Annotated in this window: 21 protein-coding genes; 12 read left to right on the top strand and 9 right to left on the bottom strand. The window is 53.3% G+C overall.

All coding sequences use genetic code 11. The features are described from left to right. Window positions 1–68 precede the first annotated feature (68 nt). The 5 genes from BW686_RS13365 to BW686_RS13345 all read left to right on the top strand — a co-directional run bounded on the left by BW686_RS13365 (window position 69) and on the right by BW686_RS13345 (window position 8,534). Window positions 69–2,390, top strand: coding sequence for a type III effector HrpK domain-containing protein (locus BW686_RS13365; protein ID WP_084917405.1), 2,322 nt, complete (start codon window positions 69–71; stop codon window positions 2,388–2,390). A gap of 155 nt (window positions 2,391–2,545) precedes the next feature. Further along, a complete protein-coding gene (locus BW686_RS13360; RefSeq protein ID WP_218775750.1) occupies window positions 2,546–3,946 on the top strand; it encodes a membrane-targeted effector domain-containing toxin in 1,401 nt (466 codons plus the stop codon). A 567-nt stretch (window positions 3,947–4,513) separates the two neighbouring features. Further along, a complete protein-coding gene (locus BW686_RS13355; protein WP_256898368.1) occupies window positions 4,514–5,578 on the top strand; it encodes a tyrosine-type recombinase/integrase in 1,065 nt (354 codons plus the stop codon). A gap of 459 nt (window positions 5,579–6,037) precedes the next feature. Further along, complete coding sequence (locus tag BW686_RS13350; RefSeq protein ID WP_218775749.1) at window positions 6,038–7,027, top strand: hypothetical protein; 990 nt, start codon at window positions 6,038–6,040, stop codon at window positions 7,025–7,027. Next, a complete protein-coding gene (locus BW686_RS13345; protein ID WP_084917399.1) occupies window positions 7,005–8,534 on the top strand; it encodes a hypothetical protein in 1,530 nt (509 codons plus the stop codon). The genes BW686_RS13350 and BW686_RS13345 overlap by 23 nt, the downstream gene beginning before the upstream one ends. Window positions 8,535–8,683: 149 nt before the next feature. On the opposite strand, the gene BW686_RS13340 is transcribed toward BW686_RS13345, so the two are convergent. The 9 genes from BW686_RS13340 to BW686_RS13300 form a co-directional block, all read right to left on the bottom strand. Further along, window positions 8,684–9,010 carry a hypothetical protein gene (locus BW686_RS13340; protein ID WP_084917397.1) on the bottom strand — a complete coding sequence of 109 codons (327 nt, stop codon included), beginning with the start codon at window positions 9,008–9,010 and terminating at the stop codon, window positions 8,684–8,686. A 280-nt stretch (window positions 9,011–9,290) separates the two neighbouring features. After that, window positions 9,291–10,100 (bottom strand): DUF2303 family protein, encoded by an 810-nt coding sequence (locus tag BW686_RS13335; protein ID WP_084917395.1) that lies wholly within the window; start codon window positions 10,098–10,100, stop codon window positions 9,291–9,293. A 43-nt stretch (window positions 10,101–10,143) separates the two neighbouring features. Beyond that, window positions 10,144–10,494 carry a hypothetical protein gene (locus BW686_RS13330; RefSeq protein ID WP_003342461.1) on the bottom strand — a complete coding sequence of 117 codons (351 nt, stop codon included), beginning with the start codon at window positions 10,492–10,494 and terminating at the stop codon, window positions 10,144–10,146. Between the two features lie 49 nt (window positions 10,495–10,543). Beyond that, window positions 10,544–10,786, bottom strand: coding sequence for a pyocin activator PrtN family protein (locus tag BW686_RS13325; RefSeq protein ID WP_084917392.1), 243 nt, complete (start codon window positions 10,784–10,786; stop codon window positions 10,544–10,546). Then, window positions 10,783–11,157, bottom strand: a complete 375-nt coding sequence (locus BW686_RS13320; RefSeq protein ID WP_084917390.1) for a hypothetical protein — start codon at window positions 11,155–11,157, stop codon at window positions 10,783–10,785. The genes BW686_RS13325 and BW686_RS13320 overlap by 4 nt, the downstream gene beginning before the upstream one ends. Beyond that, the gene (locus tag BW686_RS13315) at window positions 11,154–11,390 is read right to left on the bottom strand and encodes a hypothetical protein (RefSeq protein WP_084917388.1); all 237 of its coding nucleotides are present in this window, start codon (window positions 11,388–11,390) and stop codon (window positions 11,154–11,156) included. Before BW686_RS13315 ends, BW686_RS13320 begins: the two co-directional genes overlap by 4 nt. Window positions 11,391–11,439: 49 nt before the next feature. Next, entirely contained in the window at window positions 11,440–12,012 is a 573-nt protein-coding gene (locus BW686_RS13310) for a deoxynucleotide monophosphate kinase family protein (RefSeq protein ID WP_084917385.1), read from the bottom strand. Beyond that, complete coding sequence (locus tag BW686_RS13305) at window positions 12,009–12,203, bottom strand: hypothetical protein (RefSeq protein WP_084917382.1); 195 nt, start codon at window positions 12,201–12,203, stop codon at window positions 12,009–12,011. Before BW686_RS13305 ends, BW686_RS13310 begins: the two co-directional genes overlap by 4 nt. 114 nt (window positions 12,204–12,317) lie before the next feature. Next, complete coding sequence (locus tag BW686_RS13300; protein WP_084917379.1) at window positions 12,318–13,133, bottom strand: LexA family transcriptional regulator; 816 nt, start codon at window positions 13,131–13,133, stop codon at window positions 12,318–12,320. A 117-nt stretch (window positions 13,134–13,250) separates the two neighbouring features. On the opposite strand from BW686_RS13300, the gene BW686_RS13295 reads away from it, so the two are divergent. The 7 genes from BW686_RS13295 to BW686_RS13265 all read left to right on the top strand — a co-directional run bounded on the left by BW686_RS13295 (window position 13,251) and on the right by BW686_RS13265 (window position 22,050). Continuing rightward, window positions 13,251–13,460 (top strand): Cro/CI family transcriptional regulator, encoded by a 210-nt coding sequence (locus BW686_RS13295; RefSeq protein ID WP_003342446.1) that lies wholly within the window; start codon window positions 13,251–13,253, stop codon window positions 13,458–13,460. Between the two features lie 232 nt (window positions 13,461–13,692). After that, window positions 13,693–14,181, top strand: a complete 489-nt coding sequence (locus tag BW686_RS13290; RefSeq protein WP_084917377.1) for a phage regulatory CII family protein — start codon at window positions 13,693–13,695, stop codon at window positions 14,179–14,181. After that, window positions 14,174–14,380, top strand: a complete 207-nt coding sequence (locus BW686_RS13285; RefSeq protein WP_060402703.1) for a TraR/DksA C4-type zinc finger protein — start codon at window positions 14,174–14,176, stop codon at window positions 14,378–14,380. The genes BW686_RS13290 and BW686_RS13285 overlap by 8 nt, the downstream gene beginning before the upstream one ends. Continuing rightward, complete coding sequence (locus BW686_RS13280) at window positions 14,377–17,070, top strand: bifunctional DNA primase/polymerase (RefSeq protein ID WP_084917374.1); 2,694 nt, start codon at window positions 14,377–14,379, stop codon at window positions 17,068–17,070. The genes BW686_RS13285 and BW686_RS13280 overlap by 4 nt, the downstream gene beginning before the upstream one ends. A gap of 328 nt (window positions 17,071–17,398) precedes the next feature. Beyond that, window positions 17,399–17,881: a hypothetical protein gene (locus tag BW686_RS13275; protein ID WP_084917371.1), complete on the top strand. Its 483-nt coding sequence runs from the start codon at window positions 17,399–17,401 to the stop codon at window positions 17,879–17,881. 588 nt (window positions 17,882–18,469) lie between these two features. Then, a complete protein-coding gene (locus BW686_RS13270; RefSeq protein WP_084917369.1) occupies window positions 18,470–20,605 on the top strand; it encodes a type I restriction enzyme HsdR N-terminal domain-containing protein in 2,136 nt (711 codons plus the stop codon). Between the two features lie 56 nt (window positions 20,606–20,661). Further along, window positions 20,662–22,050, top strand: coding sequence for a hypothetical protein (locus BW686_RS13265; RefSeq protein WP_084917367.1), 1,389 nt, complete (start codon window positions 20,662–20,664; stop codon window positions 22,048–22,050). The last annotated feature ends 37 nt before the right edge of the window (window positions 22,051–22,087 follow it).

Raw genomic sequence — 22,087 nt, 5'->3', positions numbered from 1 at the left:
GTTCTCTGGAACCAACTTGCTCCCCCGGCCACACAGTTGCCATCCCCACTATCGGATGGCAACTTACCATGCGTATTTCCGGTTCTCCCTTCAGCGGTATTGTGAATCAACCCACCTCTGGCGAACTGTCTGGTGAGTCGCCTCTGGCCAAAGCCTTGCTCACCTCAAACGGCAGCGTCCAGACCGGCGTGCAGTTCGGTCAGGCGTCTGAAAATTCGCCAGGCGCGCCCACCGGGACCGAGCAGGCGGCATCGTCAATTCTGGCCCTGTTGCTCAAGGGCAACGGCGGTACGCCCGCCAATTCCGCGCCGATAGACTCCACAGCGCAGCCCCCGTCAAACAGTGACGTTCCTGCACAGGTTTCACCCACGGCCCCGGCCGCACCGGTTGCTGCCGCGGCAAGCCCTGACGCATCCGACCCTGCCAACGCGCCAAAGGCGGCTGACGCGGCGTTTCTGGACGACTCCGAATACTCGTCACCCGAAGCCCTGAAACGCTGGGAACCGATGGTTGCGCATTTACCGCCTGACCAGCGCCTGCAAGCGGAGAAAGAACTCAACCGCCCGATTGCAGCCGCCTGGATGGCCCGTGAAGACGGCCCCAACGCGGCCAAGGCAATGGAATTCATCAATGCCAACCCGGCGTTGAAAACCGCAGTGGACGTTGGGGACAGCGGCGGTCATGCCGATGGCAAGATCACCAACAAGGACCTTAAATCGTTTGCCAAGTACATGGAGGAGGCGGCAGACGACGCTGATAAAAGTGTTTCCGACTACAGGGCCGCCAACCCCAATGCCGACCCGCAGTCACTGGAAATGGTCCGCAGTGCGGCCTTGATGCAGGCCAACATGCCGCTGGCTACCGCAGCTGATCCCAAAAAAGCATTGGGCGCACAGGACCAGGCCGAGGTGGATGGCAATGTCGGTGCTGGCGACCTGAATGGCCTCGCGCAGGGCAACCCCGGGCTGTCCGGGGTCCTTAAACAAGCCTGTAACACCTGGGCGCAACCTGGTTTTCTGGGGCAGCTTGACGAGGCAGGGCTCAGCGGACGCGACAAGGCGAAACACAGCCCGGATCAATTGTTCGATAAAGACAACGTGAACAGCTGGATCAAGAATCAGGCGCCCACCAATGGAGGTCAGTTTGCCAGCATGCTGAGCGACGCAGCGACCCTGAACTCGGTCGCGGGCATCGACACCAGCAAGCTGGACAAAGATGTTTTTGACCATCCAGAAGCGTACAGCGGCGCTCAAAAAGCGGCGGTCATGATCAAGTTGCAACAGGTTCAGCAAAGCGTCATCGCTGGACGCAGCTTGCGCGACACCGAAGAAACAGAACGGCAGTTGAACCAGAAAATCGCTCAGTTGCAGGCCGACACCGATGTACAGGGATTCCTGAACAACAGTGTTCCCGAACAGGAACGTTCACTGGTGCGCAGTGACGCCGAGCTGCGCAAAGCGGTGGTCAAGCAGACAAAGCATGTCAACAGCGGTCAGGCGCTGAGTGACGACATGGACACCGCTGACAAGGCGGTCAGCGACAAAAAGCCGAATGCCGATTACAGCGGTGCCATCAGCGGGCTGTCCGCTCAGTTGCAATTGCAGAAAGACCTGTTTCCCGATGCCGAGGTGCCGACTGCTGATCAGGTCATCGGCAATCGTCCCGAGCTGCAATCGAAAATCGCAGATTCCTACGTTCGCAACTTCAGCGAAGGGGGCGCACTGAAACAACTGCTTGGCCAGAAAAAAGCCGATGCCGGTGAATCCCTGCAAACGGCTGACGATCAAAAGGCCATTTACGACAGCGTCTTGCCCAGCGACTTCACCCAGAGCCAGCAAGGCGACTACCTGAACGCCACCGTGACCCAACTGCAGGATTCAAAGAAGGGTCGCAAGCTGCTCGAAGGCAAAAATGAAGACAACCAAGGCCCCTCGATAGTGAGCCAGGTGGCGGCCGAAATGGGGCCGCGTGCGCTTCAGTCGGTGATGGGGTTCGCGTCGGTCTCCGACATGCTTGCCCAAGGCAACAAGCTCGGCGCAGCTCAGACCCTTTACGACAGCACCAAAATGGGGGCCGAAGCGGTCAAGGGCGGTATCGACGCAGGTGCGAAAATGATGGGCCGCGAAGCATCAGCCGGTCTGGGGCGCATGGCCGGCCAGATCGCAGGCCGCGCCATCGGCATGGTCGCCGGCGAAGCCACCGGCCTCGCGGCGGGTGCAGCGCTGGGCGCTGCAGTGCCCATCATCGGCTGGGCCATCGACGGTGCAATGGCGCTGGGTTTCGGCATCTCCGCCATCGTCGAAGCGGTCAAGAAACACAAGGCGCAAAAAGCGTTTGATCATAACGTCGACCCGGTGCTGGACCAGTTCGGGATTGCGAAGGCGCATTGATTGTTCGAAGCGGGTCGGTCGGCAATCTGAATGACCCGCTATTTTCAGCAACGGCCAGGACTGGATGGAACTGCGCTGGTCGGATACTTCCCTCGCAATGATGCGTCTGTTTCCGGACCGCACAAGCGGTCCCTTTTCCTCTCGGAGATTGAATCATGAGACCCGTCGGCGGCCCTGCTCACCACTATTACCCTCCAGCACCTGAGGCTGAAAAGCCTGCCACGCCTTCTGCGCGTACAACGCCTGCTCAAGCAACACACGCCGGTCCTTCTGGAACGACCAGCGATATACCCGAGGCGCCGATGCTGGGAAAGGCCCGCCATTATGCCGCTGGACGCTATGGGCATCTTGCCGAAGTGATCGTGAACATGAAGCACTCTGATCATGAGCCGACAGAGAATCGCGACACGGGTAAAGAGAGAAGAAGTGAACGAAGAGCGCGTACGGGTCGGAGCACGGCGGCCGCTGGCAGCTCAACTGTTGCTTCATCTTCACGTTCAGACATTGCCCCGCCGGATAGGGTATTCAAGGCTTCAAGTCTCGCTGAACTGGCAAGCTGGAGTGAAAATACGCATTCCTACAGCGTAGAGCCCGCCGTGGCCTTCAAGGGAATGCCTGCAACGGCAATAGCAAGATTTCTGAGCGATGCGAAAAAGAGTCTGGAAGAAGGGCTTGGTCATGCAGGCATAAGGCTGGAAGACGTCGTGGTCTCTCAAAGCCGTAAACATATCAATGTGAACCTTAACCATATAGAAATGAAAGGCTATCTGGGGCGCGACCGCAACGCCTGGTTTCAGTCTGATGGTCATCGAGCGAGTGAAAAACTGTACACCAAAGCAGGGCTTTACCTGGGTGAGTTCAACGCTCAGAACAAACCGCCGCTTGCCCCCTTGCCAAAATTAAAGAGCAAGGACAGCCTGGGCGTCATGCGCGAACTCTTGCGTGACGCCCCAGGACTGGTCATTGGCGAGGCGCACAGCTCAGTGGCCAGCAAGCGTGAACTGATTAAAAACATGAAAAGCCTGAAAGCCGACGGAGTCACTACGCTGTACATGGAACACCTGTGCGCGGACGCTCATGGTAAAGCGCTGGATGATTACATGAAGTCTCCTAAAGGCAGCCCGATGCCTGCCCGGCTCAAGGCTTATCTCGACATGCAGACCAAGGGCAATCTGGGTATAGGTAAGGTCGCGTCGGAGTTCAATTTCACAACGCTGATCCGCGCCGCAAAAGAAGCCGGCCTTGAGGTGATACCCGTGGACACCGTCAAGACATACGAAACCTCGACCGAGGGCGGTGATACGCGCATCAAAGTGATGAACTATTACGCCGCCGAAAAAATACGCCTCAGCCAGACAGAGGGGAAATGGATCGCGTTTGTCGGCTCAGCGCATGCTACGACGTATGAGGGAGTCCCCGGACTGGCCGAGCTGCATGGAGCCAGAAGTCTGATCATCGATGATTTCGGATCGAAGCCTCGTCCCGAGATAAACATCAACGTAAAGAACTATGCCGACAAGATCAATCCGGACGTGACCCTGTCGTACAAAGTCTGAGGGCAAGGCACCGCTTCGCTATGCCTGCAAATGAAGCGGTGCCTTATCGCCATGATCGAATCGCCCAAGGCGTCAGGTCGGTGTTCTCGCAGTCTGCTCGAACGCCACTCCAGTCAGGTGGACAAAGCGTGTGAAGTCGGGATTGGTCGTTATCCTGATCGACCGAGGCAAAGTCACCAGCGCAGGCAGATCCTCGAAGGAATGGCGGCTATTCCGGACGGTGACATTGTGCTCTTGCAGCGCTGCATTTCGTGGGGATGAGGCCGTGGAGTTGTTAGCACGCTCAATGCAGCGGTCGTTTTTGTTACAGGCGGTCGGCTGCTGCCGCCGAGAAGCTTTATAGCCAGACAGGATCAGCTGTGGACCGCAAGGTGCGATTGATCTCTTTCTCCGATGCCATAACGCCAACTTTCCACCAGACGAAAAAAAAGACCTTGAATTTCAAGGTCTTTTTCAATGGTGGTGCCCCGAGGGGGAATCTTAATGCTATGCACAGAAAATTGCTATAGGTTGCTGATGGTTGCAACCTACTGTTTTGTTTAGTTTTATTCGCTATAAGATGTGCGGATGGCGGCATCTGGTTGCATTGGCGTGGTAGTCTTTACGCCAAATTTACGCCAAAAGGGGACTGACGTGGCGTCGTACCGAAAGCGCAGCGGAGGATGGCGAGCAGAAGTAGTCAAGCTAGGGATCCGTGACTCACAGACCTTTGCAACGAAAGCAGCTGCGGTTGCATGGGCAACGCATCGTGAAGCCGAAATCCTGGCAGGAAGTGGGAAGCCTAAGGCAGGCAACCAAATGACGCTTTCTGACGCATTGAGACGTTACAAGCGAGACGTATCGACTACAAAGGCCGGTCAGCGCTGGGAAGAGCTGCGCCTGGATAAGATGGACAACGAGCTGACGTTCGTAGGTGAGATGATTGCCGATATCACCGCTGACCAAATCGCGGAATGGCGCGATCTCAGGTTGAAAAAAGTATCCAGTCCCTCAGTCCGACGCGACATGACTTTATTGTCGTCTGTTTTTGAAATTGCTAAGCGAGAGTGGAAGTGCTGCACGCACAATCCTGTGCGCGAAGTCAAACGTCCAAGCAATGGTAGGCCGAGAGATCGTCGCGTATCTGCATATGAGGAAAGCGCTCTCACCAGCCGTTTGGGGTTTATCGAGGGTGTTGCGCCAGTAACTCTGCAGCAGGAGCTGGCCTATGCATTTTTGCTGGCACTTGAGACGGCTATGAGGCAGGGTGAGATCCTAGGGCTGAAGGTCAGCGACGTGTATTTGAAGGATCGTTACGTTCGCTTGGAAATGACCAAGAATGGGCAAGGTCGCAATGTGCCGCTGACCCGACGGGCTGGAGAACTGCTGAGAGTTCTCTTAGGTGAGCGCCCGGGGGGAAGCTCGGTATTCAAGCTCAGTTCAGCGTCTGCGGATGCCATGTTCCGAAAGATCAGAGATGAGCTACGCATTGTAGATCTTCATTTCCATGATACGCGACACGAAGCTACCACTCGGTTAGCTCGAAAGGTGGATGTGCTCGATCTTGCCCGCATCACAGGGCATAAAGATCCGCGGTCGTTAATGGTTTATTACAATGCAACCGCTGCAGAGATGGCAACGCGCCTGGATTGATTTTGGACTCTGACTTCGCTTCGCATCTGATGAGCTCTGCTTATCCAAACAACCGTTGGCCTTCGATCTGACCACAGATAGCTTGGGAATTGAGCGTAGCGCGTCGCCTCTGTGATCGGTAAAGAGATCCTTGCAGCTATTGATAACGATGGAGTGAAATTAGCCGACATACTCCTATCAGAGCCTAACAATTCAGGTAAGGCTGCCGGTATTGGATTGTGACACGGGATAGGGAATGTGTCGGGAGCCCCTTTTCCGATGCTGGCGCAGATAAAGCTAATTGCCATTACCGCTATGCACGCCTATGCTGACCACTCGTGTGCCGAGATCTTGAACTCACCTGAGCAGTTCTCGAATTAGAAAGGTGATCAGGGTCAGCCAACAGGAATTTTGTGAGCTAGGGAGAGAGCGGTGGGCTTCTTTACAGATAGAGAGATGAATGACCTAAGGATCACAAATATGATCCTGCACGTTGTAGGCGGAGAAGAGTTTACCCCGGAGTCTGTACGTCAAGTCGAGCATGAAGAGTTTTTTATCGCGCGTATACTCGATACTGATGCGGATGCTATCTATAGTTTTAGAGAAACCTCTGCAACAAAAACTCAGCTGGAAATGATTGCTTCGGGAACTGAAAGCTTCGAGAGAGGTACCCAGAGTCTTTCCGCTATCTTTTCTCGTTGGCACGTGAATAGCAGCCGTGAAGGAGCGCTGTTTATCTTTGAATTGGCCTGTGACGACCCTCTAACAAAGCTGTACAGCATGATAAAATATGATTACAGCGAAGCAATAGAGCAGTCCTCTGTGGAAGACGGCGGTCTTCTTCGCCGAATCGTGCATGCTTTTGTCGCGGATAAGAAAGCGATTCAGAAGTCTTCATTAGTTAGAGTGGTAAACGGTGTGGCAGAAGTCTCGGTATCCGCCCGAGATAGGATGAAAAGGGCTCCGGAAATCGTCGACTATTTTGCCAACTTTCTTGATGTGGTTCGTAGCATGTCTGATCAAGAGCTTAATGCCAAGGTGGTGGTGCTCTTACGTGAAACTTTAACTTCTTGTAAAGCTGATTTAGTAGATACCGTTCCAAAAGCTTTTGCCAGGGCCAAAAACGCTTTGGCGCAACGTCGGGAAATAAACGAAGATGCGATTATTGATGCTGTCCTATTAGCAGCTGGAAGCCCTACCGACGAAAAAGTAATTTCAAAATTACAAAACACGACACGCCGAAAAATTCGGACCGCCAGGATTGAGAATTTGGTTTTTCCTGCTGATCAAGAAATTTTAGGGCGACCTCCGATGCGTAGAATCAAAACCACCGAAGGAGTTACTGTTCTATACCCAGATGGTGCTCAAATGACAGTCACTCGCGTGCCTAAACCACGTGGGGGGGAATTGATCACTATTGATACCCAAGCTATCACGGAAGACAAACTTGTATCTGATAAAACTCGCTGAGCATCTTGACTCGCTCGCTGTGCATGATAACGCTCATATCAGCGAGAGTGACGATAGCGTCACAGTCTCGAATCTCTGTGCTGATGCGGCGCGTCTAATACTATCGACTTGTACTGAGCTCGGCTGGGAAAGCTACGCCTTTGATGCGGAGCAAACACCAACTGAGCAGAGCGATCTCGTCGAGGCCTTCGAACCCTTTCGTGTGACCATTATAAAGCCAGATCGCCCCACTAATACGTTAGATATTCTGACGTCAGTTGGTCTTTCATATTGGCTTGATAAAGGCCATGTGTCAGTCTACTGGCGGATCGCGAGTCTTTCAAAACCGCTGCTCACTCAGAATCGTATATACACCGGTTGGATCCTCCACGAAGCAGGGGACGGCGATTCTGTGGATACAGAGGTTGTTATCTCCCCTCCCACCAAATCGCCTAGGGCACTGGTTCGCGTGTCCGGCTTACTCAATATAGTCCCAGTGGACGTTCGGCCATGGCTTCTCTTGGATCAAATGCAGTTCGATTCAGAAGAGCCTTTTCATAAGTTATGGAGCACAAAAGCTTTTAATGCACTAGTGCATGCTTTAGCGAATGAGGTCGACCCGGAAAGTCATTCGTTAATATTCAAGGGTCCTCCAAAGTTGAGTTTGGAACCCTCAAATCTATCGGCTCAAAATACCGAGGGAGTTGATTCCAGTACTTTTTTGGGCGTCCAATCGGCCGTTCACTGGGTCTATGAAAATAGTCGTGAGGCTGAAATAAAACACAGTCTCTTGGCCATGGAAATTGCACGCTCAGGTCGTGAGAATGGACCTGCGGTGGAGTATTTAAAAGCCAATATATCGACAGCGTTAGAAAGCGCAAAGATCGCCTATCAGATGTCTCTATCGGAGCTCGGAAAAGACACGCTCAAGTCACTTGGCGATCTGCGAAAAGCGATTACTGAAGAGACCGCAAAAGCTACTGATGCAACAAGGCAGACTATAACTGCTGTCTCCTGGGCATTGGCCGTAGGTGTGGGGCTAGTGGCCGCAAGGCTGAGTACTGGTATTGATCCGTGGGTAGCCAGTGTGGTGATGCTGATAGCAACTGCTTACATTGGAATGATCGTTTATTCAGGGTGGAGTTTTGTATGTCTGCAGCGCGACCTGAGAGACGATTGGCAGCCAAAGCTTTACCGCTTCCTACCAAAGGAAGAGTATAAAAAAATGGTCAAAGAGCCAGCTGAAAAATCTGAGAGGGTTTTCAGGAATTCAGCCATCATTGGTATGGTTGCTGTGGTAGTAATGTTCCTAGGTGTTACGCTAGTAAGCTTTATCAATTTACCTGGAAGCCAAGTCAGCAAATTGTCTTCTAAAAATAGTAAAGCCAACGCTGATGTTGTCTTCCAATTAAATCAACAGTTAAGAAAAATCAATTTCCCGCTCTCTACTCCCGTTCCTCTTCGCAAGGACTGGAGTTCACACTCTATCGCCTATCCTAAATCCCAAGAAACTCAAGCAACGCCGTGATCATGTTTTGGATAATCACGTTTTTTCGCTGATCTGTTGTGGTCGGTTGGCAATAGGGCTTGCTTGACAAATTGACTGGCTAGCTTTGTGCGGCTTGCCGAGAAGTTAGGTGTGGCTAAATTTTCGATTGAGTTTCATCACTCCTTTCATCAGGCTGCCCTTCGAGCGCTTCGCGCTTGAGGAAGTTTGGCGCGATTCTGACGTGCCCACTTAATCACCTCTCCCGCAAACCAACGCTTTACGGCTTTAGAGCCTCTGCCCGTTGCACATGGTTGGAAGGCTTCAGGGAAGTTAGGTTGAACGACTACTCGCCTTTCAACAGTGTATTGAGAAAGCTTCAGGTACTGCGCGATGTCATCGAAAGTCCACAGCTCGTCATCAATTGAAACCCTCAGTGCGCGAAGCTCAGTAACGAGAGTCCGGAGTGTTATTAACAAATCTGCGCCATCTTCCTTATCGCCATTCAGCTCCTTCATTTTTGCCCTCCTACCGCCGGTTCACTCACAGAGTTTTTAAGTTTTCTCATAGTGCGTCCATCCTTACGCTGCTCTTGGAGGCGCCTACATCTTTTCCTGCCCAGCACGACATGCATAATGTCCGCTTGAACGCTCTCTCGATGAAGACGGCGAGGAGTAGATAGCAGACCCCTATGCGAACCAGAATGACGATGTGCTGTGCTTGCATGTGCTGTGTCCTTGGAAAGAGCCCGTCGCCGGATCGGTGGTGGGAGGACGGCGGCGGGCTGATGCGGGAGTGTTATGCCAGCGTGAAGCTGCCGATGGTTAGATCAGTTGCGCCGCCGACTTCCTGAGCTACGACCTGTTTGAACTCTTGGGCGAGGTCCTCGCGCAGCTGCGCCTCGCCGATCCAGCGCAGACGAAGCACGGGCTGGTCGCCTCCAGTGAGGACGGCAACGCGCAACTGAATGGTCTGAGCCTGCAAGCCTTCATAGGGGATGACGCTGAACAGCAGCTCAGCGGGCAGGCCGTCTGCCGATTTGGCCTCGATCTGATCCATCGCCGAGCGGGATGCGCTCATGTCACCGACGACGTGTTCGCTTTTGCGGGCCTGCTCGATGGTGATGGACCGAATTGCACCAGCAGCTCGGCGCAGATCGATATCGACACCTTCCGGGGTAAGCGCTTTCAGGTTGGGTGCCCAGTCCTCAATGAAGTCGCTCAGGTCTTTTTGAGTGTGCTTGGACCCGGCTGCGCGTTCGAGGGCGATAAATGCAGCGGTTTTCTTCAGGGTGAGCTTGGCTCGGAAATCTCCATGGCCAGGGTTGTCCTTGTCGCCGAGGTTAAAGTAGACGGTGCACGTCATGTCGTCGCTATCAACGAAGCCCGACGTGTTTGTATCGGCCTGGGTCAGCACGTATTCGCTGAAGTCTTTCAACGATGACGTTTCCAACACGCCCCGGAACCGGCTGCGCGACTGCTGAAATTTCTCCAGGCTGACGACGTTCACGGTCGCAGGGAGTGCGATTGAAGGTGTGAAGGTGTCCAGTGCCTTGGCGTTTGCGAGGACTGCGGTGTCTTGGATCAACTGGATTGCTTTGGCTTCCATGAATCATTTCCTGCTGTGGTGAGAGGTATGGAATAGCGTTGAATTACGATCTGGCGGGCACGGGTGCGGCGTTGCGATCAAACATTTGGTCTGCCGCAGGTGTCTCTGGAAACAGCGTCAGACGACCGCCTTCGCCCACATACATCGGCGTATCGAGGGTGGTGTCCTCGGTGCGGCTGCCGCGCTTGGTTGGCACTTTGTAGGCCAGCTTGTGGTTGACGGTGACCTGGTGGCTGTCAGCAATTTGTTTCAGCGAAAACGTCAGCGTTACGGTGCCGACCTTTTTGTTGTCGACGACACCCGCAGCAACCTCGGAGAGCGCATGGCCGATCTGATTGGCGAAGACGCCTGCGTTGAGTTCGCCGATAAACTCGGCTGTGTCCGTGGGTTTCATGTCCTGTGCCTCTGGTTGTTGTCACTGGACGGCAGTGACCACCTTTTAATCAGGCCGCTTTCGACTTGGCCTCTGCATCGAGATATGCAGCGAGGTCGTGCAGGTACACCACCGGCTGGCCCTTGTTCGATCCGCCGAGCCGTGTGACCTTGAGTTTGATGCGGCCTGCGTTGATCTTGCGAAGCAGGTAGCGATCACTCGATATGTGCGAGAAATAACGTTCTCGCACAGTACTCAGCGTTGGGCAGGGGGTAGCAAACTCGTCCCGGAGCTGAATTAGCGTTTCACTCACGCAGAATCCTCCCCATACCCCTCCTGTCGGGGCACCAACTGAAGGCGAATCAGCTCAGCGAGACCCTCCTTCGTTTTGCCGGTTGCAGCCGCGCACAGCCGACCCTTTGCGTCCGCCACCACTGCCCCGTAGGGGCGCTCTGGGCAGCGTGTTGGGGTGACATACGCGACCTGGCCTTCAAGCACTAAGGCGTCCACCATCCGAAAAACTTCTGCCAACTCGGCAGTTACAGGTGGCAAACCGTCCAGCATTCCGAGTGCCTCTGACGTCGCTCCGATCAATGTCGAGCGGCTGACGATGGTTGGGTGGTTCAGGTGCATCGGAACCAGTTTCAGCGCGCCTACGGCGTGAGTAATTGCGTTCAGAGTCATGCTGCGGCGTCCTTGTTCGTGGTGGTGATGCCAAGTTGGTCCGAAAGCCAGGCAACACCCGCCTCCTTGACCATCACCACTGCATAGTGGCTGTAGGCGTGGATGTTCTTGTTCCAGCGGCTGCGCGAATCCTCGTAAAGGTAGCCTTGGTCGCGGTGCTTGGGTGCAAGCTCGCCTGCCTGGGTCAACACGCCGATTTCGCGCAACTTCATTCGAAATGCCCTTGGCTTCATGCCGAGAATCACTGCTGTAGCGTCTAGGGTTCTGTTCATGAGGAATGCCTCAGGCCACAGCCAGCAAACCGCGTGAGCGGATGGCGCGATACAGCTCGTCCAGTGCCCCATACAGTTCTTGAGGACTGCTGTCGTTGGTAAGGACCAAGTCGTCCGGATGGACTGACACACCGGCTTCGCTGATGTGGGGATTCACTTCCGCTGCGTCGGGTCGGGACAAATGAATGACGGTCCCGCCGCGTTTGCGGATGAAGTCGGCCTCGTTTTCGAAGCGGACATCGCTTACGACAAAGCCCGGCACGCCATCGAACACCGCACTGAGGCAGTCAAGGTTCTGTTCGGCGAGGTCAATCCACAGGTTGGCGCTGATCATGTGACGGCCCCACTCGGTGCCGAGCAGTTGCATCAGTTGGCGAGGTGAGCGACCCAGCCAGTCAATGGGCTGTTCCTTTTTCTCGCCTTCGAGATCCTCGGGGCTGAGGTTGAATATGGCCATGATGCCGTCGCGCAACGGGTCGGCGAATGCGTAGCACTCAAACCCGTGCTCGTGCGCCAGGTGGTGGGCGGCGGTGGTTTTGCCTGAGCGGGCAGGGCCGGTGAGGCCGATCAGGATCTGCTTCATGCCGCATCACCTCCCCATGGACCGAAGTCATCGGCTGCAGCTGGAGGTGCTGGTTTCGCGGCGCTGCTTTTAGGCTGGATGATCAACAGCAAACCGGTTTGGCGCTGGATGGTAGCGATGGATTCGCGATTGGAGGCCGCTGTCGGGTGGAGATACACCGGGCAGCGGGTGTTGCGCTGAGTGGTTTGCATGGCTCGTACTCTGTGGTGAGAGGGGTACGAGACAAAATTAGTACTACTGTTTATTTATGTCAACAGTAATACTTATAATTTGATGCGAAATTAGATTTTCCGCTGATTTTTCTTTTAGAGAAGAACCGAATACCAGAAGACTTTACCGATCACTCGGATGTGATCGCGCACGTAATCACCGTCATAGCGTTCGTCAGGATGTTCTTCGGCGTTGTAGCTTCGAAGGCGCAATCCTGATCCTGGAAGGCGGTACAAGACTTTCACGCGAAGCTGACCGTCGTGATCAATAGCGTACATTTTCCCGTCTTGGATTACCGTGACAGCCGTATCAACCCCAACGGTGCTTCCATCTGGCAAGACCGGTTCCATGCTGTTCCCGTGCACTGGAACGCAGCCCGCCGTGTTCGGATCGATACCCTTCTTCTGCAGAGTCCGTTTGCCGAAGCGCAGCATCCTTCCGTTTGTTTCAAGCATAACTTCGGAGCCTTTACCTGCTGAAAGTTCTACTTCTTTGAAAAAAGGCAGTTCAACCTCGTCCGGGTCGAGAGGGGTCTTGTCATCCCATTCTTCAATTGGGATCAACGCTTGAGCGGAGGCCGAATGGGGTCCGTCTAAGTCTCCCTCTGGAAGGTCCTTGGATAACGGAGCCCCAACCACCGGGTATTTGATGAACCTCGCAAGGCGTGGGCTCACCTGCTCGTAGCTGAAGCCTAAAACGTTTGAAAATTTGGATAAGGCGTTGAAATTCAGTGGAATTTTCCCATTGAGGTACTGACTCACAACGCTCTGTCCTGCCCAACCGCATAGATCAGCGATCCTTTCCTGCGTGAGTGATTTGTCCTCACGTTTTTTGGCCAAATAGAAGTCTTTCAACCGCTTCGCCTCAGCGGCACGGATTTCGGGGGTAGGGTTAAGCAGGTCATAGGTCATGGCTGTCAATTTATAAGCAAGACTTATTCTTTCCAAACAGGCGGACTGATATTTCTCTTGCGCTAATTTAGAAGTATCACTAATATTTTTGCGTAGACGCCCTTCGAGGACACTAAGATGCCGGATGAAATTGGAGTGATGCTTTGTGAATTTGCCAAGGGCAAGACGCAGCCCGAGCTGGCTGGCCTGCTCAGCGTGTCGCAAAGTGCCGTATCGCAAATGCTGAACTCTGATCGTGATATCAGGGTTCGAATCGGTTCTGACGGCAGTTGTCTTGCCTACGAGATCAGGCCCATAGGTAATAGAAAAAAACCTAAAGCGGCTTAAAGAAAAAGTAGCAGGGCCGGGGACCTCTCACCACAAGACTCCCCCGACCCAGCAATGGCAGTGCAAAACACTGCCAACTCCGCCGACCAGGTCCTCTCACCACAAGAATCGCCTGGTTGGCTAGAACGATGAACAGTGCCGCACAGCACGTTTAGCACAGCACATCGGTCGTGGTCGTAGGATAGGACGTGCCCCTGCCTATGGCTACACCGTAAACGGGGGTTTTACGGTTATGAGTCGCACGGATCTTTTGCCTGACGCTGGTCAGGTACTTTCTTTGCGTCAGGCGCTTTACCGCGCCGGGCGCGATTACAAGGGCGGGGTTACTGCCCTTGCCCACGACATGGTGTTGGACAACGATACCCTCCAGAAAAAGCTGAAGCTTGATGAAGAGCGGCGCTGGCTCAATCCTGACGAACTGGAAGACATCGTCCGGTTGACTGGCAGCCCGCTTTTGCTTGATGCATTGATGCGTCCCGCCGGGGCTGTTTGGTATCGGCCCGAGCCTGTCGCAGCCACCCAGGATGCGCTCAAGTCGGTTGGCAAGCTGCTGACCGAAACGGGCGAGTTCGTTTCAGGCATGCACAACGGCGCTGCCGATGGAGTATGGGAGTTGCACGAAGTTGCTCTGCTGGAGAAGCAGGGCAACGACATCATTCGTGCGGTGCTGGGCATCATGGCCGGCGCTCGGCTGGCGATGGAGGATCGTTCCAATGGCTGACGATATCGACCGCGCCACAGAACAGGCGCAGTACTTACTGGATGTTGCTCTGTTTCGGCATCGCCGCATCCCGACAAGCATGGTCAGCGCGCAGTTTTGTGAAGACTGCGACGATCCGATCCCTGAGCCACGCCGTGCTGCCATTGTTGGCTGCGAAACTTGCATTCACTGTCAGTCGCTGCGGGAGCAGCGTAGATGAGTGATCGTCCAACACCGCTTTCTGCTTGGGCACGCCGCTACTGCGAGACATTCAATTTTGCGTTAGTACCGATTCAACCGGGCGAAAAAGGCCCAAAGGGTAGGGGCTGGAACCAGCCCGGCAAGTACATCGTTGATCCAGCCAAGGCCGAGGCATTCTGGACGAAAAACCCAAGCCATAATCTCGGCGTTGTACTGGGGCCGAGTCGGGTGTGTTCGCTGGACGTCGACGATGTCCAGTGGACACGATTCGTCCTGTACGAACTATTGGGCGTTGATCTGGATGCGCTTGCCCTGGCTTTCCCGACTGTCGTCGGCAACCCACTGCGGTTTCGGGTCCTTTTTCAGGTCCCGGAAGGGCTGGAGCTGACGCGGCACTCCCTGTCTTGGCCCAATGAAAACGACCCGGACGGGTCAAAGCACAAGTCAATCATGCTGAAGGCAAACGCCGCTCGGGAGGCGGGCGATACGGCCAGAGAGGCTTTGTATCGAGCAGATGCCGAGCAGTACAAGCGGTTCACAGTGTTTGAACTGCGTGCAGGATTGGTGCAGGACGTACTGCCGCCCTCCATTCATCCAGGCACCGGCCAGCCATACACCTGGCGCACGCCGCCTGATGCTTCGGGGCTTCCAGTTCTGATCAGCGATCTGCTGAATGTCTGGAACAACTGGGACGTCTTCAAGCGGGGCGCGGAGGCTGCGTGCCCATGGCTGCCGAAGGACGCCAAGCCTGTTGGCAAACAAAAGCCGAAACCGAAGCCAGCCCCAGCAGGTGGCAAGCGGCCGTCTGTCATTGACGAATTCAACAACTGCCACGATATCGAAGAGATTTTGCGCAGCCACGGCTATACCAAGCGTGGAGGCAAATGGCTTTATCCGCAGAGTAGTACTGGACTCCCTGGGATCACCGTGACGGAAGGCAAGGTGTATTCGCACCATGCGGCTGATCCGTTGGCCAACGGTCACCAAAACGACGCGTTCGAAGTGTTCTGTCTGCTGGAGCATGGCGGTGATCAGTCCAAAGCCGTCAAGGAAGCGGCGCGGATACTGGGCATGCAATCGACCCGACCAAGCGCAAGCGATCTTCCCCCGGCCCCAACTGCGGGTAGCGACAAGCCAGATGCTTCAGCACCGGATAACCCAAGCGAGGCGGCTCCTGCACCTGACGGGGGCGCGGGGGAGGAGCTGACCATCGAGCAGGTGCTGCGGCGTTTTGCGTTGGTAGAAGGCACCACACATGTTTGGGACTTCGATAAATCTAGGGCGATGAAGAAGTCAGCCTTTGAAGCGCGTGTGGGCAAGCCCATTGCCAAGCTTTGGCTCGACGCGACCGACAAGAAGCTGATCGCCGATGATCAGGTGAAGGATATCGAGCAAGCCCGGAAAATGGCGGGTAAGAAGGGCGGTGCGCTCGGCATGCGCCCCACGGAACGTTATGTGTACATCGACGGCACCAAAGACGTTTGGGATCGAGAGAAGAAACGCCGTATCGCCGAGGGGGCCGTGAAGATGGCCTTGGGCGACACCTATGCGCTCTGGTTGAACAGCAGCGAGCGGCGGGTGGTCGACGTCGAGCACATTGTCTTCGACCCGACCATGACCAAAGACCCCAGCATATACATCAACACGTTTGACGGCCTGCCGTTGGAGCCGGTCAATGACGACGCGGCGTGCGCCAATCTGCGCTGGTTGATTTCATTCCTCTGCAACCATGATGAGGCCGCTGCTCTGTGGCTGACTCGGTGGCTTGCATATCCGTTGCAACACCTCGGGGCGAAGATGGATACGGCGGTTCTGATGCACTCCACCATGGAAGGCTCGGGCAAAAGCCTGTTGTTCGCCGACACCTTCGGCGCGCTTTATGGGCAGTACGCCGCGACAGTTGGCCAGACCCAGCTGGAGAGCAACTTCAACGCTTGGCAAAGCAGGAAGATGTGGGCCGTGTTCGAAGAGGTGGTCAGCCGCGATCAGCGTTACAACCAGGTCGGTAAGATCAAGCACTTGGTCACCGGCAAGACCGTGCGCATGGAGTCGAAGTTCATCAACGGCTGGGAGGAGGCCAACCACATGAACGCGGTGTTCCTGAGTAACGAGATCCTGCCGTGGCCGATCAGCGACAGTGACCGACGAATGTTGGTCATGTGGCCGATGGAAACCTTGCCGGTTGCCCGACAGAAAGCCATCGGACGCGAGCTGGAGAATGGCGGTGTCGCCGCGCTCTACGGCTGGCTGCTGCGTGTGGATCTGGGTGACTTCGATGAACGCACCCGCCCGCCCAGCACTGCCTCACGCGAGCGGCTGGTTGCGCTCAGTCGGGCCGGGTGGCAAACGTTTCTGTACCTTTGGCGGTATGGCGAATTGGGCCGAGGGCTCTGGGGGGTATGTCTTTCAACGGATCTCTACGCCTTGTTCCTTGAGTGGTGTCAGCGCAACAAAGAACACGTGATGAGCCAGACGAAGTTCTCGCTGTTCATCAGCTCGGAGGTGGAGAAGACCCGGTCAATACCCTGGACTGAACGCAATGATCGGCGCTTCGGCGCTTTCTTTGTGCCCGATGATCCTGAGGCTTCCCTTCCCCCATCAATGAGAGCGCCGGACTTGGGCGTTGCCGTCGATGCCTGGCGGGCCAAGGCGCGCCTTGCGGGGTGGAACGTCGACAGCTGGGACCACGTGAAGGCGGTCGCAGCATGAGTACCTCTAAAAGTGTGTCGGGTGTGTTGGGTATGTTTTGGGTTGGTTTTGGCAACCCGACACAGATCAAACGCCCATTTTTCGCGGGGTGCAGACGTGTGTGTTGGGTGTGCTGGGTTTGGCGTCGCGTGCGCGCATGCGTGACGTTATTTATGCCGGTTAAAGCGCAGTTATTTTTTCTCCATGCGAGGACCTATAAACCCGACAAACCCAACACACCTAGCACACTCTTTATTAATTCATTGTTTTTAAAGGGCTTTAGCTGTGTTGAGTCTGTGTTGGGTAGGGCGTTTTGTGTGTTGGGTTTAGATTTCGAGAGGAAAGGGCGGTGATCAAGGAAATCGAAGCGTTGATGGTGCATTGGGGCGAGCAGATGCGCGAGCGCGGCCAAGGCGGTGGATTGGGCAGCCAGATGGGGGCGATCATCGAATGGGGCGGTGCGCCGCCGCGTGGTACACCTGGTTCTCGGATACTTGGCGGTGCTGGGTGTGGAATTGATCACATTGCCAGTGAGGTTCAGGCAGCAGTGGCAGAGCTGGAACGGTCAGGCCGCGCACCGCTGGCACGATTGGCACTGGAGCGTTATTGCGCCATGACTACGATCCGGGAACAGATGAAGGCAGTCGGCATTGCTGAAGGCGCTGAGCGCACTTACCGCAATTGGGTGGATCGCCTGCACCAGCAGGTCCTATTGATTCTGAAGCTGCGCAGCGGCTCAACCCGTGGCTACCCGGTTGGACCGCAAACCAACCGCAATCTGAAGGTGGCGAAAGGTGCCTCAAGAGCGATTGGAATCCCTGGGGCGCTCTGACTGTGTAAATGCACTCACTTGGCCACCCGTTTGCATTGGACTTGACCAGTCATTCCATTCTTGCTGACCAGTTGTTTTAGCTATGGGTGTCAGCGCATGACACTCAGGGGGAGTGCGTCAGCCAAGTACTGAAGGACTGCAACCGGCCAGACGCAGTCACTGGAAGGGGCTACGAATTTGGGGACGATTCAATGTTGGATAAAGCCTAGGCCAAATTTTACTTGCGGTTTTGACCATAGAGCTCGAGACTCTGATAGTCGCGGAATTGTTCGGATTTGAATCACGGCGAGAGTGCTGGCCACGTCCTGTATGCCATAATCGCATTCCGGAAGCGTTTCTCGGCTCCGTGAAGCTTCAAGTAAATCTGCCAACACTGCAGCTTACTCCGTTAAAATCTCTTCAAGCATGACGGGGCAGAGCACGGTTGGACCAAGGTCGAGAGTCATGCAGAATCTCACCTCCGTGTCGCAAGCAGGACACAGGATCAGGCCATAATGTGGCGCCTTAGCTGCATTATTTTACGGCGCTAGTAGTAAAACTGCGCCCTTTCAGGCAATTGCCACATTACTCGAATTACAGGAAACAAAGATGTCCTTCCTCGCGGAGCTGCTTAAAGACAGCGCTTACCAGTTAGATCAGTTCAAGCCGCATCAAGTGGCAATGCTGCAAGCCTCAATTACCATGAAGGATACGGGGAAAAAACAAGCCCCTTATGTCACCTGCTTGGTCCGAGGCAAGCCTATTAAGCTGACGCCTGAGGAGGCGATGCGACAGCTGTATATAATTGTGCTTCGTGATGAATTGGGCTATTCAACGAGTCGGATGACTGTTGAGTACGAAGTTACTTTTGGTCGTGAAAAAAAACGAGCTGATATTTGCGTTTTCGATAAGGAACGGCCTACAACTCCCTATATTTTGGTGGAAGTAAAAAAACCAAAGCTCAAAGATGGTAAAGAGCAACTAAAAAGTTATTGCAATGCTACTGGCGCGCCTATGGGGGTATGGACTAATGGACAACAAATCTCTTTCTATCACCGCAAAGACCCCAACTACTTTGAAGATATTCCGTCCATTCCATCTGCTCATGAAAAGCTCTCGGATATTTTATCAGAGCGCTGGACGATAGATGACCTCGTCAAATTAGATAAGCTTGTTAATGAGCGCAAATCACTGAAAGACCTCATTCTCGAGATGGAAGATGAGGTCCTTGCGAATGCCGGTGTCGATGTATTCGAAGAACTATTCAAGCTGTTCTTCACCAAGCTGTATGATGAGATGGAAAGTGGGAGAGACAAGAAGCGCTATCTCGTATTTAAAAACTACGGCGACACGGAGACCGAGCTAAAAGCAAAGATTCAGGTGTTATTTAATAAAGCGCAAGAAAAGTGGGAGGGAGTGTTTCAGGATGGGGCAAGAATAGAATTAACCCCAAGCCATCTTGCTGTATGCGTTTCATCTTTAGAAAAGGTCAAGCTTTTCAATTCGAACCTTGAGGTGGTAGATGAGGCTTTCGAGTATTTAATAAACAAGTCAAGCAAAGGTGAAAAAGGACAGTATTTTACCCCTCGATATGTCATCGATATGTGCGTAAAAATGTTGAATCCGCAAGAGCATGAAACGCTAATCGATACTGCCGCCGGAAGCTGTGGTTTTCCTGTTCATGGTATATTCCATGTGTGGGAAAAGATAATGGAGGATGAAGGCTATTCGAAAAGTCACCTTTTTACCACCGAGAAGAAGTCTGCTAGATGTGAAGATTACGTACGCAGTAAAGTTTTCGCTATAGACTTTGATGAAAAAGCAGTACGAGTGGGGCGTACGCTCAATCTAATTGCCGGTGACGGCCAGACAAACGTTTTACACCTCAATACTCTTGATTATGAACGCTGGGACGAAAAGACCAACGATGAAGTTTGGCTAGATATTTACGGTGAAGGCTGGAAGCGCATTCGGAAACTACGCTCCGAAAGAAACCATAATCGTGACTTCCAGTTCGATGTGTTGATGGCGAATCCGCCCTTTGCAGGTGATATTAAAGAAACACGGATTCTTGCCAAGTACGAGTTGGCGCGCTCGGTAAGTTTTGAAAAAGTCAACAAGGTCAATCCCGCTGATGCCAACATTCAAAATATAGGTGGTACCCCCACATTTCCGGAAGCATTGCATGCGAGTCACGAGGTAATATACCAAATGGCGGATCAGTCGTATCGGAAAGTAAAGATTAAGCAACAGATGAATGTTGGTCGGGATATACTTTTTATTGAACGCAACCTACAATTTTTAAAGCCAGGCGGTCGAATGGCTGTAGTATTGCCGCAGGGCCGGTTTAACAACTCGTCAGACAAAGCATTGCGTGAATATCTATCAGCCCACGGTCGAATACTAGCGGTTGTGGGGCTGCACGGTAACGTCTTTAAGCCGCATACCAATACTAAAACCAGCATATTGTTTATTCAAAAGTGGAATGATGATCCTGCTCTAGGGCCACTGTGCCCACCAAAGGCAGATTATCCAGTCTTTTTTGCAACAATGCGTGAGCCAAGCAAAGATAACTCTGGTGATAAAATTTACCGCAATAATCCTGATGGTGAACCGCTCCTTGATAACCATGGCCACCTAATCGTTAAACACGATTTATTTAATCACGACGGCTTAACTGAAGACGGTATCGCTGAAGCCTTTATTGAGTTTGCGATAAAAGAGGATCTGGGTTTTTTTCCCTAAGCTCCTTTAACAATGCTCGTTATGAGCAACTGTTAGAGGAGCTTGAAATATCGGTTTTGAGTATCTCAGATGCATTTGAAGAAATAGTCAATCCGACAAATCGAATCGATAGCTCCTTTTTTCAAAAGGAGTATTTGAGTCTACCTCGCTACCAGTCCACGATTGGTGATATTGCCATCGTCAGAAGCGGCACAACCCCCTCTGACAGGGATGACAATTTGAAAGAGGGCGCGTTCCTTCTGAAAACCGTGGATATCAGAAACAGACCTCTAAGCTCTGCAGACGCTGAAAGCTTCTATCGCATCTCTGTCGAGATAGCGGACAGGATGAAAAAAACCCGACTGGAGCCTCGGGATGTCCTGATAAATATTGTCGGCGCTACGACGGACGTAGTTGGGCGAGTAGCACTCATTCCCAAAGATTTCCCTGAGTCGAACATAACTCAAGCAATGGCGTTATTGCGGATAACGAACAAAGCGTGGTCAGCCGAGACTGTTTTTTCGTATCTCGCTGGGAGATATGGGCAGCTGCAAGTAAGAAGGCTTGCTAGGCCCACGGGCCAATACAACCTCAATCTTGCAGAGATTGAGAGCATCTGCATACCAGAGTTTTCTAAGGATTTTAACAAGGCTATAAAAAGTATAGTTGAGAGGTCGTCTGAGCTTCGCGAGACGTCAACCTCTCAACTCACCAATGCCGATCTGATACTTTCTACCGAAATCGGGTTGAATACGTGGCGAGCGCCAGAAGCTCTTTGTTATGTTCGATCAAGCAGTGATGTATTTGCAGCACTACGATTGGATGCCGAGCATTTCCAGCCATGTTACCGAGAACTTGTAGATTTGATAGACGCTTCAGGTTCCGGGATAAGACTTGGCGATTTTCTTTTGGAAAATAAACGTGGAAAACAGCCAGCCTATGAATCCGTTGGGCTTCCTGTAATAAACTCCAAGCAAGTCTTACGGAATGAAGTTCGTTTGGATGACGATAATCGCTGTGGATCAGCGGAAGATGCCGGGATTATGATCCGAGAAGGTGATGTTCTTGTTAATGGAACCGGAGCAGGGACTATCGGCAGGTCAGCGGCTTTCTTACATAAAGTCCCGGCAATTCCTGATAACCATGTAACGATACTTCGCCCGAAACCTTCGCTCGATCCGGTTTACCTGGCGGTATTTCTCAATTCAAAAGCCGGTCAAATGCAGGTCGAACAACGGCTGCGAGGCTCGTCTGGACAAATCGAGCTTTATCCTACCGACCTTGCTGAATTCCGCATTTGGCTAGCACCTATGCCTATACAGCAGGCTATAAGATCGCAGGTCGAGAAGAGTTTTAAGCAACGTCAAGAAGCGCTCCGATTACTCGATACAGCAAAACACGCTGTTGAGATCGCTATAGAAAGAGGCGAGGTAGATGGATTTACATACATTGTGGAAAACAGTTGACGATGATCGGCACTTTTAGCTAGCGACCAACCGCTTT

Source organism: Pseudomonas syringae (assembly GCF_002157375.1).
Lineage (GTDB): Bacteria > Pseudomonadota > Gammaproteobacteria > Pseudomonadales > Pseudomonadaceae > Aquipseudomonas > Aquipseudomonas syringae_T.
The sequence above is the reverse complement of the archived record's forward strand: the minus strand, read 5'-3'. Positions and strand labels throughout refer to the sequence as shown.